The sequence below is a fragment of the Streptomyces sp. NPDC031379 genome (assembly GCF_055569615.1).
Map to the genome: position 1 here is coordinate 17,315 of NZ_JBVIIT010000028.1, position 12,750 is coordinate 30,064.

Sequence of the window (12,750 nt, forward strand, 5' to 3'; positions counted from 1 at the left end):
CAGGAGACAACGAACCTATCCAGGGTGGGGACGGGTGCTCCATGGAATAAAGAGGCCGGACGCCGCCGCCACGACCGCTTCGTCCGGGCCCTCGAACACCCGGTCGTAGGACCAACGACGGACCGGTGCCGGGCCGAAACTCGGTGGGCGTCGTCCGTGCCGGTCCGTAGGCTCGCGGTGATGCCCACGACACGTGCAACCACCGAGGAACGCTCCGCCGTACGCACCCTGCTGCGCCTGTGGCCGTACGTCCGCCCCATCCGCGCCCGGCTGCTCACCGCGGCGGTCGTCGCGGTCGTCGCGTCCTGTACCGGGCTGGTGATCCCGCTCGTCCTGAAGTGGATGGTCGACGGCCCGGTCGCCGACCGGGACCCCGCGGGCGTCTGGCTCGGCGCGCTGTACCTGTTCCTGCTCGGCATCGCAGAGGCGGTCCTGTTCGGCATAAGGCGCTGGCTGGTGGCCCGGCCGCTGTCGCACGTCGAGGCGGAGATGCGGGCGGACCTCTACGGCCGTCTGCAGCGGCTGCCCGTGGCCTTCCACGACCGCTGGGCATCCGGCCAGTTGCTCTCCCGGGGCACGACCGACCTGATGCTGCTGCGCATGTTCCTCGCCTTCCCGTTGACGTTCCTGCTCGTCAACGGGGTCACCCTCCTCGTCGGCGTGGTGATCATGCTGCTGCAGGACTGGGTCCTGGGCCTGGTCATCCTGGTGCCCGCCATCCCCGTGATGTGGACCTGCGTGGTCTTCGAACGGCGGTACGCGCAGGTGGCGCGGCGCGCGCAGGACCAGGTCGGTGATCTGACGACGGTCGTCGAGGAGAGCGTGCTCGGCATCCGCATCATCAAGGGCTTCGGCCGCCACCGCAGCCAGGCGCGGGCCTTCCGCGAACTGGCCGGCACCCTGCGCGGCACGGAGCTGCGCAAGGCGAGGCTGCTGGCCACCATCTGGGGTGTCATCGTGACGCTGCCCGAGGTGGCGATCGGGGCGGCGCTGGTGCTGGGGGCGGTGCAGGTGGCCGACGGTGACCTGTCGGCGGGCACGCTGGTCGCCTTCCTGAGCACGGCACTCGCACTGCGGTGGCCGGTGGACTCGATCGGTTTCCTGCTGGCGATGAGCCAGGAGGCGGCGACGGCGACCGAGCGGTACTTCGAGGTCATGGACGAGGAGCCGGAGGACGGTTCGGTCGCGGACAGCCGCGCCGCCGGCCGGGCACCCGCGGGCACGGCGAGCGACGCGCCGCCCGGCACCGACGCCGGACTCCGCTTCGAGAACGTCCGGTTCCGCTACCCGGACGCCGCACCCGACTCGCCACCCCTCCTCACCCACATCGACCTGCACATCCGCCCCGGCGAGTCCATGGCCCTCGTCGGGGCCACCGGCAGTGGCAAGACGACGCTCACCGCGCTCGTCCCGCGCCTGCACGAGGTCACCTCCGGCCGCATCACCCTCAACGGCGTCGACATCACGGCGATGCCCCGCGAGGAACTGCGCGCGCAGGTCGCCGTGGCCTTCGAGGAACCCACGCTCTTCTCCACGAGCGTCGGCGAGAACGTGCTCATGGGAGCCCCGGACGGCGCCGGTGAAGGGGACCTCGACCGGGCCCTCGCCGTGGCGCAGGCCGACTTCGCGCACGCGCTCCCGCAGGGCACCGGCACCCGCGTCGGCGAGCAGGGCCTCAGCCTCTCCGGGGGCCAGCGCCAGCGCCTCGCCCTGGCCCGGGCGGTGGTCGGCCGGCCGCAGTTCCTGGTGCTGGACGACCCGCTGTCCGCCCTGGACGTGCACACGGAGGCCGCCGTCGAGGCGGCGCTGCGGCAGGTCCTCGCCGGCACCACCGCCCTGATCGTGGCCCACCGCCCGTCCACGGTGCTGCTCGCCGACCGGGTCGCCCTGCTCTCCGGCGGCCGGATCGCCGCCGTCGGCACCCACCACGAACTGCTGCGCGGCAACGCCGAGTACGCCCAGCTGATGTCCGGGGATCAGGAGGACTCCCGTTGACCACCACGACCACCTCCGCCCCCGTCGCCGCCGAGGACGACGAACACGCCGGCCCACAGGACCCGGGCGATCCCTTCGACCAGGACGTCCTGCCCACGCCGCCCGGCGCCACCGGGGCCCTGTTGCGCTCGCTGCTCGCGCCCATGCGGGCCCGCGCCGTACTCACCACGGTCCTGCTCCTGCTGCAGCAGGCGGCCGTGCAGGCGGGCCCGCTGCTGGTGGCGTACGCCATCGACAGGGCCGTACCGGCGTTCCGGGACGACCGGCACGGCCCGCTGATCGCGGTCGGCGTCGGCTATCTGCTGTGCGCCCTCGCCTCCGGCGTGCTGCAGTTCGCGTTCATCGAGGCCTCCGCCCGGGTCAGCCAGGACGTGCTGCTGGACCTGCGCGGCCGGATCTTCCGGCACGCGCAGGCGCTGAGCGTCGACTTCCACGAGCGGTACACCTCCGGCCGGCTGATCTCCCGGTCCACCACGGACGTCGAGTCGCTGCGGGAACTCCTGAACGACGGGCTCCAGGAGCTGGTGACCGTCGTGCTGTCCTTCGTCTACATCTCGGCGCTGCTGCTCTGGCTCGACCTGGGGCTCGGCGCGGTCGCGGTGGCCTCCTTCGTACCGCTGTATCTGCTGGTCCGGGTCTACCAGCGGCGCGCGGGGCGGGTGTACCGGGCGCGGTCCACGGCGATCGCCGCAGTGATCGTGAAGTTCGTGGAGACGATGAACGGCATCCGTCCGGTGCGCGCCTTCCGCCGGGAACCGGCGAACGAGGCCGAGTTCGCCGTCCTCAACCAGCGGCACGAGCGGACGAACGGGAACGCGCTGCTGGAGATGGCCCGCTATGTGGTCGGATCCCGGCTGGTCGCCAACACGGCGGTGGCGGGGATCGTGCTGTGGGGCGCCCACCGGGTGGCGTCCGGCTCGCTGGAGCTGGGCGTGCTGGCGGCGGCGGTGCTGTACCTGCGCCGGCTGTACGACCCGATCGACCGGCTCGGCATGTTCCTGAACTCCTACCAGTCGGCCGCCGCCTCCCTGGAGAAGATCGCCGGGCTGCTGGCGCAGACGCCGTCCGTGCCCGAGCCGGCGGCACCGCGTGAACTGCCTCCGCCGAAGAGCCAGTTCCCGGGCCGTGAGGTGGTCTTCGAAGGCGTCCGCTTCGCCTACCGCACGGGCGGCGAGGTGCTGCCCCGCTTCGACCTGACCCTGCCCGCCGGGCAGACCGTCGCCGTCGTCGGCACCACCGGAGCGGGCAAGTCGACCCTGGCCAAGCTGCTCGCCCGGTTCTACGACCCCTCCGAGGGGCGCGTGCTGCTGGACGGGGTGGACCTGCGCGAACTGCCCGTGCCCGAACTCCGGCGCGGTGTGGTGATGGTGACGCAGGAGGCGTTCCTGTTCTCCGGCACGGTCGCGGACAACATCGCCATCGGCCGGCCCGAGGCGACCCGGGAGGAGATCGAGCGGGCCGCCAAGGCGATCGGCGCGCACGAGTTCATCAGCGCGCTGCCCGACGGCTACGACACCGACGTCCGCAAGCGCGGCGGCCGCATCTCGGCGGGGCAGCGCCAGCTGGTCGCCTTCGCCCGCGCGTTGCTCGCCGACCCGGCGGTGCTGATCCTGGACGAGGCGACCAGTTCCCTGGACATCCCGGGCGAGCGTGCGGTGCAGCGGGCGATGTCGACGGTGCTGCGGGGCCGTACGGCGGTGGTGATCGCGCACCGGCTGTCGACCGTGGAGATCGCGGACCGGGTGCTGGTGATGGAGCACGGCCGGGTCGTCGAGGACGGGCACCCGGACGAACTCATCGCCGGCACGGGCCGCTTCGCGGACCTGCACAGGGCATGGCGGGACAGCCTGGCCTAGCCCCGGGCAACCGGGATCCCCCTGACCGTCCCGCCCCGCGGGGTCACGGCACGGCCAGTTCGAACAGGGCTTATCCCGCGTAGGGTTCCTCGAACGCGACGGCGACCTCGGCGCGCAGCTCCTCGCCCGGCACGGCCGTGCTGTCGACGCCGTCCAGGGTGATCTGGCCGGCGGTGACCTCGTGCAGGCGGGGGACGAGCGCGGTGAGCGTCGTCTTCCCGCTGCCGGTGGCGCCTACCAGCGCCATGGAGTCGCCGGGACGGATGTGCAGGTCGATGAGGGCCAGCACGGGCGGGGCGTCCGGGGGCGCGTCGGGGTAGCGTAACCGGACGCCTTCGAAGCGGAGTCCGGCGCGGGCGACCGTCGGTGGAAGGCCGTCGGCCGCCCCGGCGGCGGCACCGTCCGTGTCCGTCTCCGGCGCCTCGTCCATCACCTCGAAGTACCGTTCCGTCGCGGTGGCCGCCTCCTGGCTCATGGCCGGCAGGAACCCGATCGAGTCCACCGGCCAGCGCAGCGCGAGGGCCGTGCTCAGGCGACCAGGGCCCCGGCCGACAGCCCGCCGTCGGCCACTCGGACGGCGCCCAGGACCAGCGCCGCCCCGATGGCCAGTTCGGGCAGCGTCACGATGAGGCTCCAGATGACGGCCAGCAGCCGCGCCTTGCGCCCCTTGGCGTAGCGCCGTTCGAAGACCGCGCAGGTCATCACCGCGAGCGTACGGACCGGCACGGACTTCACGCACCGAGTCGGCCGATGGATCCCCGGTGGCATGCCTTCCGTCATGGACGGAAGGAAAAGGCCCCGGGGACATCGAATCCCCTGGGCCCTCTCGGTGTTCCCTTCAGCGGCTCACCGGCCCTGCGGCACTTATCGCAGCGACTCCGAGCCGTTGTTTTCTACCAGTGCCACTTCTGGTCCTTGTTGCCGTTGCAGCCCCACTGGATTGCAGTGGTTCCCTTGCCGAAGCTGCCGGACCCGGCAAGGCACTTCTTCGAATACCGGTTGATGATCTCGTTGGTGCTCGACTTCCAGTACCACTTCTGGTCGGGGTTTCCGTTGCAGTCCCACACCGCGATGTTTGCGCCCTGCGACGTCGAGCCGCCCCAGGTGCCCAGACACTGGCCGTTGCCGTTGATTATCTGGTAGAAGCCCCCGAGGACATCCTCGCCGACATAATTGAGGGTCCAGGTCTGGTCACGGTTACCGTTGCAGGACCACATGTAGCCAACGGTGCGGTCGGCTCCGTTCTTGCTTCCCAGGCAGTAGCCATAACCGTTCTTCAGGCTGTGACCTGCCGCCGATGCGGTCGGCGCAAGCCCGACAACCGTCACCAGAGCGGCCGAGAGGGCGCCTGTCGTGATCGATGCGCGCGCAAACTTGTTCATGGCCGGAATCCTTCCAGGAATTGTCCGTGAGTGCGTTTCCGTGATCAGGGCAGGGGTGAGTCGCCCCACGATCTGCCTTGGCCTGCCGGTCCCGGCGCTTCGGCGTGCCGAGCACCTCGGCCGCACTCCTCCGTCACGGGCGAAACTTCGTCTCATCGGGTGTCACGCCCGATATCGAGATCGTATCTTACTGTTTTTTTGATTCCGCGTCAGGCGGCCGGAACCTGCCAGACATGGACTTGAATCCTTCGGTGAAGGGGCAGCGTTGAGCATGGCGGCGTGTGCGGGCAACCGATTCAAGAACCGAAGGCGGGAGGGGCCCCGGAGTTTTGGGGAAATCCTGCCGGGTGCCTGGAGAAGGTGACCGTTTTCCCGGCCTTGACCGCGGCCTCTGTCCACCTTGAGGGAAATCGCCTTCAGGCATCCTCTTTTCCGGTGGACAAGGCTGTCGGTGCTGCTCGTCAGCCCATCCGGGGGTGTTCGGGCAGGACTCGCAGGGACGGCCCGCTCCGGCCGGTGATCAGGTGGATCCGCACCAGCTTGGGCGCAGGGCGCGCCCGGGCGCAGCGGGCCGCCACGGACGTGTTGCACGCCCCCCGAGTCTGCTCCATGCCCACGGTCCCCCTTCTCGCCGGCTTCCTACACCAGGAGAAAGGGGCTGAACCGCAAAGGCGTTGCACTCGGCAGCGGTGATCCACGTCACGGACAGCTCACGGGCAGTCAGGCCACCCGCAGCAGCAGCACCGCCCGCTCCGGCACCGTGATCTCCGTCCCCGCCGCGTGGACCGCGCCCGGTGCCTCCGCCTGGTCCTCCAGCGAGGTGTCGACGACCACCTCGTACGCCTCCGCCCACGGCGGCCCCGGCAGGACGAAGCCCGTCGGCCGTTCGCCCGCGTGCAGCACCGCGAGGAAGCTGTCGTCCACGACCGGCGCCCCGCGCTCGTCCCGGCCCGGGATGTCCCGCCCCGAGAGGTACATGCCGAGCGTGGCCGCGGGCGCGTACCAGTCGCCCTCGGTCATCTCCGCGCCCCGCGAGGTGAACCAGGCCAGGTCGCGCAGCCCGTCCGCCGAGTGGGCGCGGCCGGAGAAGAAGGCCCGCCGGCGCAGCACCGGGTGCCGGTGGCGCAGCGCGATCAGCCGGGACGTCAGCTCGAACAGCGCCCGCCAGCCGGGCTCCTCGAGCAGGGACCAGTCCAGCCAGCTGATCTCGTTGTCCTGGCAGTAGGCGTTGTTGTTGCCGCGCTGGGTGCGGCCCAGTTCGTCACCGGCGACCAGCATGGGCACGCCCGTGGAGAGCAGCAGGGTGGTGAGGAGGTTCCGGAGCTGGCCGCGCCGCAGCGCGAGGACGCGCTCGTCGTCGCTGTCGCCCTCCGTCCCGCAGTTCCAGGAGCGGTTGTCGTCGGTGCCGTCCCGGTTGTTCTCGCCGTTGGCCTCGTTGTGCTTGCGCTCGTACGACACCAGGTCGCGCAGGGTGAAACCGTCGTGCGCGGTGATGAAGTTGACCGAGGCGTAGGGGCGCCGGCCGCCCCAGGCGTACAGGTCGCTGGAGCCGGAGAGGCGGTAGCCCATCTCGCGCACGTCCGGCAGGGCGTGCCGCCAGAAGTCCCGGACCGCGTTGCGGTAGCGGTCGTTCCACTCCGTCCACAGCGGCGGGAAGGCGCCGACCTGGTAGCCGCCCGAGCCGATGTCCCACGGCTCGGCGATCAGCTTCACCCGGCGCAGCACGGGGTCCTGGGCGATGACCGCCAGGAAGGGGGAGAGCATGTCGACGTCGTGCATCGAGCGGGCCAGTGCCGCCGCGAGGTCGAAGCGGAAGCCGTCGACGCCCATCTCCGTCACCCAGTAGCGCAGCGAGTCGGTGATCAGGCGCAGCACCTGGGGCTGGACGACGTGCAGGGTGTTGCCGCAGCCGGTGTAGTCGGCGTAGCGGCGGGCGTCGCCCTGGAGCCGGTAGTAGCCGCGGTTGTCGATGCCCTTCAGCGAGAGGGTCGGGCCCAGCTCGCCCGCCTCCGCGGTGTGGTTGTAGACCACGTCGAGGACGACCTCGATGCCGGCCGCGTGCAGCGCCCGCACCATGCGCTTGAACTCGCCGACCTGCTGGCCCGTCGTGCCGGAGGCCGCGTAGGCCGCGTGCGGGGCGAAGTAGCCGATGGAGTTGTACCCCCAGTAGTTCCTCAGGCCCCGGCGCAGCAGGTGGTCCTCGTGCGCGAACTGGTGCACGGGCAGCAGCTCGACGACCGTCACCCCCAGCCTGACCAGGTGCTCGATCGCGGCCGGGTGCGCGAGCCCCGCATAGGTGCCGCGCAGTTCCTCGGGGATGCCGGGGTGCAGCCGGGTGAAGCCGCGCACATGCAGCTCGTAGATCACCGAGTCCGCCCACGGCGTCTTGGGGCGCCGGTCGTCCGACCAGTCGTCGTCATCGTGGACGACAACACCCTTGGGTACGTACGGCGCCGAGTCCCGCTCGTCCCGCACGGTGTCCGCGACCTGCTGCTCCGGCCAGTCCCGGACGTGCCCGTACACCTCCGGCGGAAGCCGGAACTCGCCGTCCACCGCCCGGGCGTACGGGTCGAGCAGCAGCTTGGCCGGGTTCCAGCGGGCGCCGGTCCACGGGTCCCAGCGGCCGTCCACCCGGTAGCCGTACCGCTGCCCCGGCATCACGCCGGGCACGAAACCGTGCCAGATCTCGTGCGTCAGTTCGGTCAGCGGAACCTGTGTCTCCCGGCCCCGCTCGTCGAACAGGCACACCCGGACCGCCTCGGCCCCGGCCGCCCACAGCGCGAAGTTGGTACCCGCGACCCCGTCCGGGCCGACCCGGAACCGGGCGCCCAGCGGGGTCGGCGCACCCGGCCACACCGCCGGGCCGGGCGGTACGGCCCGCCGGGCGCCGTTCACCGCCGCCGGTTGCCCGCTCCCGGCGGCCGGCTCCCCGGCCGGTGCCCGCTGCTCGGCTGCGCTCGTCACCTGTCGGCCCCTCTTTCAGTGGCTCGCCCCGGGGCGGCGCAGCAGGCCGCGCCCGAGAGCCGGGCGCGCCTGTCGGCAGCCCCGGTCACCGGCACGGCTGCGCCCCACACCCCCCTGACACGGGCGCGGCGGCTCCCCAACGTGTCGTCCTTCCCTCTGTTCTGCCCAGTGGGTGCGTCGCACTCACGTTTCCCCGGAGCGGGCCCGGTCGTTGAGCCCCGCGTGAGGCACGTACAAGGACGCGCACGGCGCGCGTGGGCCGCGCTGGCGGCCACAGTGATGGGGACAGGGCTGCTTGCCGGCTGTTCCATGGACGGCTCAGGACCGCTGGGCATGGGCGGGGCGCTGGGCAGACCCCCGGCCCCCCAGGACGTCATCCGCGTCACCCCCGAGGACGGCGGCAAGGCCGTACGCCCCGGCGACCGGCTGCGGGTCCGGGTGCCCGGCGGACGGCTGGAGAAGGTGACCGTCGTCAAGTCGCAGGACGCGCAGGAGTCCCCGGTCCCCGGGCGCATCAGCGACGACGGCCTGACCTGGCGGCCCGACACGGACCGGCTCGCGCTCGCCGCCAGGTACACCGTCGACGTGGTCGCGCTGGACTCCCAGGGCCGCCGCTCCGCCCGGCACACCACCTTCACCACCTACGTCCCCGACGAGCGGTTCATCGCCTACGTCACCCCCGAGAACCGCGCCACCGTCGGCACCGGGATGATCGTCTCCCTCTCCTTCAGCCGGGAGATCGCCGATCGCGCCGCCGTCGAACGCGCCGTCCACGTCAGCGCCCGGCCGCCCGTGGAGATCCGTCCGCACTGGTTCGGCAAGGGCCGCCTGGACTTCCGCCCCGAGCACTACTGGAAGCCCGGCACCGAGGTCACCGTCGACCTGGACCTGCGGGACGTCGAAGGCGCGCGGGGGGTCTACGGGTTGCAGGACAAGACGTTCTCCTTCACCGTCGGCCGCAGCCAGGTCTCCCTGGTCGACGCGGCCGAGCACACCATGGACGTACGCCGCGACGGACAGCTCCTCGCCACCGTCCCCATCACGGCGGGCGCCCCCAAGCACCCGACGTACAACGGGAAGATGGTGGTGATGGACATGCTGGAGGTCACCCGCATGAACAGCCGCACCGTCGGCTTCGGCGGCGAGTACGACATCCCCGACGTCCCGCACGCCATGAAGCTCACCGACTCCGGCACCTTCCTGCACGGCAACTACTGGGCCCCGGACGCCCCCGGACAGAGCAACGTCAGCCACGGCTGCGTGGGTCTGAGGGACGTCAAGGGCGGCGGTTCGGACACCCCGGCGGGCTGGTTCTTCGACCGCAGCCTCGTCGGTGACGTCGTCGAGGTCGTGCACAGCGAGGACAAGACGGTCGCGCCCGACAACGGGCTCGGCGGGTGGAACATGGCCTGGAAGGAGTGGAAAGCGGGCAGCGCGGAGAAGTAACCAGGTGAGGGGCCGGGTTCGGGGCGGGGGCACCGGGCGGAAGTTGCGACGGAACGGTGACATTCGCCTGACACCCAGCTCAAAACCCGGCGGTTAATATGCGCGCACCAGTTGTGGTGGGGAGCGGGCCTTATCAGGCCCGGCGAGGGGAGACAACTTGAACGTGCGGCCTATATCGGGGGCGTCGGCCGGGGGCCGGGGACGGGGCCGTAAGGGCCTGGTGCTGATATCCGGCGCCCTGCTGATGGCTGTCACCGCGTGCGCCGGGGGCGGCGACTCGGGGTCGGGCCCGGACGACGGCAAGGGCAAGGGCACCCGGCAGGGCGAGCAGTCGACGGCCGCCGTCAGCATCTCGCCCACGTCAGGCGCCAAGGGCGTCGACACCAGCGGCGCCCTGAAGGTGAACGTCACCCGGGGCAAGCTGACCGGGGTCACCGTCAAGGACGCCAAGGGCACGGAGATCGACGGCGCGATAACCGGCGGCGGCGCCTCCTGGACGCCGTCGACCCACCTGGCCGCCGGCACCGAGTACACGGTGCACGCGGTCGCCAAGGACTCCGAGGGGCGCGAGGCCGCCGAGGACTCCTCGTTCACCACCCTGACCCCGAAGAACACCTTCGTCGGCCACTTCACCCCCGAGGACGGTTCCACCGTCGGCGTGGGCATGCCGTTCTCCGTCCGCTTCACCCGGGGCATCACCCACCCCGAGGACGTCGAGAAGGCCGTCAGGATCAAGACCGAGCCGGCCGTCGACGTCGAGGGTCACTGGTTCGGCAACGACCGCCTGGACTTCCGCCCGGAGAAGTACTGGAAGGAAGGCACGAAGGTCACCGTCGACCTCAACCTGGACGGCGTCGAGGGCCGCGACGGCGTCTACGGCGAGCAGCACAAGACCGTGAAGTTCACCATCGGCCGCAACCAGGTCTCCGTCGTGGACGCCAAGAAGCACACGATGAAGGTCACCCAGGACGGCAAGGTCATCAGGACCATCCCGGTCACCACCGGCAAGCCCGGCTACGACACGTGGAACGGCCAGATGGTCATGAGCGAGAAGCTGGCCGTCACCCGGATGAACGGCGAGACCGTCGGCTACGGCGGCGAGTACGACATCAAGGACGTCCCGCACGCCATCCGCCTCACCACCTCCGGCACCTTCATCCACGGCAACTACTGGGGCGGCGACGCCTTCGGCAACTACAACGCCAGCCACGGCTGCGTCGGCCTGCGGGACGTACGCGGCGGGTACGACAAGGGCGTCCCGGCGGCCTGGTTCTTCAACCACTCGATCATCGGTGACGTGGTGGTCGTCAAGAACTCCCACGACCGCACGGTGGCCCCGGACAACGGCCTCAACGGCTGGAACATGTCCTGGGCCGACTGGAAGAAGTGACCCCACCGGACGACCGGGCCCGGTGCTGTGAGGAACGGCACCGGGCCCGCGGCCGTTAATCACCGTTAACCTGCTCTGCATGACCGTCACTCTCGAAGTCGCCGAAGGCGTCGGCACCCTGCGGCTCGACCGTCCGCCCATGAACGCGCTGGACATCGCCACCCAGGACCGGCTCAAGGAACTCGCCGAGGAGGCCACGCGCCGTGACGACGTGCGCGCCGTGGTGATCTACGGTGGCGAGCGGGTGTTCGCGGCGGGCGCGGACATCAAGGAGATGCAGAACATGGACCACGCCGGGATGATCCTGCGTGCCCGCGCCCTGCAGGACTCCTTCACCGCCGTGGCCCGCATCCCCAAGCCCGTCGTCGCCGCCGTCACCGGCTACGCGCTCGGCGGCGGCTGCGAACTGGCCCTGTGCGCCGACTACCGCATCGCCGCCGACAACGCCAAGCTCGGCCAGCCCGAGATCCTGCTCGGCCTGATCCCGGGCGCCGGCGGTACCCAGCGGCTTCCCCGGCTGGTCGGCCCCTCCAAGGCCAAGGACCTGATCTTCACGGGCCGTCAGGTCAAGGCCGACGAGGCCCTCGCGATCGGCCTGGTCGACCGGGTCGTCCCGGCCGCCGAGGTGTACGAGCAGGCGCATGCCTGGGCCGCGAAGCTCGCCCAGGGCCCGGCGATCGCGCTGCGCGCGGCGAAGGAGTCCGTCGATACCGGTCTGGAGACCGACATCGACACCGGGCTCGCCGTCGAACGGAACTGGTTCGCAGGCCTGTTCGCCACCGAGGACCGCGAGCGGGGCATGCGCAGCTTCGTGGAGGAGGGGCCGGGCAAGGCCAAGTTCCTCTGAGCGCCGTCCGTGTGAACGGCGTCCTAACTCCCTTGTGGGCACCTGCAATTGACGCGTCGCCTCACCGGGGTCCCTCGATGGGGCGGTTTATGAAAGCCTTAAGGCAACCTTAAAACCGCCCTGTCGAGGTAACTTGACGCTTGCCCGGAATCGAGGTGTCGCCGCAGGTCAACCGGGCTGCACCGGGCATCGGTATGCCTTCGGCATATGCCGATCGACCAGCGTGCGAAGGGGGCGTACGGGGGGCGTATTCCTCCGGAACGGCCCCCAAGACGGCTCCGGGCCGCCATCATGGGGGGCATGGCGGGGCTGGAGGGCATCGAACAGCCGCGGGGACACAGCCGTGCGGCCGCGGCGCGCTGGTCGCCTGCGGTCGAGGACGAGCAGGCGCTCAAGGCGCTCGAACTGTTCGGAAACCCGACGGAGGCGGAGGTGCCGCTGCCGTCCCGCCCGGAGTCCGCGGCCACCGCGCGGCGGCTCGCCCAGGTCGTCGTCCTGCGCACCTGGCGGCTGAGCCCCAAGCTCACCGAAGACACCGTCTTACTCGTGTCGGAACTCGTGGGCAACGCCGTACGGCACACCGGCGCCCGGGTCTTCGGCCTCCGGATGCGCCGCCGCCCCGGCTGGATCCGTGTGGAGGTCCGCGATCCCTCGCGCGGGCTGCCCTGCCTGATGCCGGTTCAGGAGATGGACGTCAGCGGCCGCGGACTGTTCCTCGTGGACAAGCTCTCCGACCGATGGGGCGTGGATCTGCTTCCGCGCGGCAAGACGACCTGGTTCGAGATGCGCGTCGCCGACCGCTAGGGGGGCTTCGTCCGGAAACCCCCTGGACCCGGACGGCCTCGGGTGCGACCCGAGAACGCCCCCGAA

The 12,750-nt window shown here is 71.0% G+C and carries 9 protein-coding genes and 1 pseudogene; 6 read left to right on the forward strand and 4 right to left on the reverse strand.

The features are described 5' to 3' along the window. The first annotated feature begins 180 nt into the window (after positions 1–180). Positions 181–1,995 (forward strand): ABC transporter ATP-binding protein, encoded by a 1,815-nt coding sequence (locus ACZ5CW_RS33555; RefSeq protein ID WP_468608134.1) that lies wholly within the window; start codon positions 181–183, stop codon positions 1,993–1,995. Continuing rightward, positions 1,992–3,851: an ABC transporter ATP-binding protein gene (locus ACZ5CW_RS33560; RefSeq protein WP_468608136.1), complete on the forward strand. Its 1,860-nt coding sequence runs from the start codon at positions 1,992–1,994 to the stop codon at positions 3,849–3,851. Before ACZ5CW_RS33555 ends, ACZ5CW_RS33560 begins: the two co-directional genes overlap by 4 nt. An 82-nt stretch (positions 3,852–3,933) precedes the next feature. Here ACZ5CW_RS33560 and ACZ5CW_RS33565 read toward each other — a convergent pair. The 4 genes and pseudogenes from ACZ5CW_RS33565 to glgX form a co-directional block, all read right to left on the reverse strand. Next, a pseudogene (locus tag ACZ5CW_RS33565) lies at positions 3,934–4,514 on the reverse strand (ATP-binding cassette domain-containing protein); the annotation flags it as partial. Positions 4,515–4,744: 230 nt separating this feature from the next. Beyond that, positions 4,745–5,233, reverse strand: coding sequence for an RICIN domain-containing protein (locus ACZ5CW_RS33570; protein ID WP_468608138.1), 489 nt, complete (start codon positions 5,231–5,233; stop codon positions 4,745–4,747). A 461-nt stretch (positions 5,234–5,694) separates the two neighbouring features. After that, a complete protein-coding gene (locus ACZ5CW_RS33575; RefSeq protein WP_468608140.1) occupies positions 5,695–5,844 on the reverse strand; it encodes a hypothetical protein in 150 nt (49 codons plus the stop codon). Between the two features lie 109 nt (positions 5,845–5,953). Next, positions 5,954–8,197, reverse strand: coding sequence for a glycogen debranching protein GlgX (gene glgX, locus ACZ5CW_RS33580; RefSeq protein ID WP_468608142.1), 2,244 nt, complete (start codon positions 8,195–8,197; stop codon positions 5,954–5,956). A 222-nt stretch (positions 8,198–8,419) separates the two neighbouring features. On the opposite strand from glgX, the gene ACZ5CW_RS33585 reads away from it, so the two are divergent. From ACZ5CW_RS33585 to ACZ5CW_RS33600, 4 genes are all read left to right on the forward strand, one after another. Beyond that, positions 8,420–9,643 carry a L,D-transpeptidase gene (locus ACZ5CW_RS33585; RefSeq protein ID WP_468608144.1) on the forward strand — a complete coding sequence of 408 codons (1,224 nt, stop codon included), beginning with the start codon at positions 8,420–8,422 and terminating at the stop codon, positions 9,641–9,643. A gap of 157 nt (positions 9,644–9,800) precedes the next feature. Next, positions 9,801–11,033 carry a L,D-transpeptidase gene (locus ACZ5CW_RS33590; protein ID WP_468608146.1) on the forward strand — a complete coding sequence of 411 codons (1,233 nt, stop codon included), beginning with the start codon at positions 9,801–9,803 and terminating at the stop codon, positions 11,031–11,033. Positions 11,034–11,112: 79 nt separating this feature from the next. Then, the gene (locus ACZ5CW_RS33595; protein ID WP_468608148.1) at positions 11,113–11,880 is read left to right on the forward strand and encodes an enoyl-CoA hydratase/isomerase family protein; all 768 of its coding nucleotides are present in this window, start codon (positions 11,113–11,115) and stop codon (positions 11,878–11,880) included. 300 nt (positions 11,881–12,180) lie between these two features. Beyond that, positions 12,181–12,684, forward strand: a complete 504-nt coding sequence (locus ACZ5CW_RS33600) for an ATP-binding protein (RefSeq protein ID WP_468608150.1) — start codon at positions 12,181–12,183, stop codon at positions 12,682–12,684. Positions 12,685–12,750 lie beyond the last annotated feature (66 nt).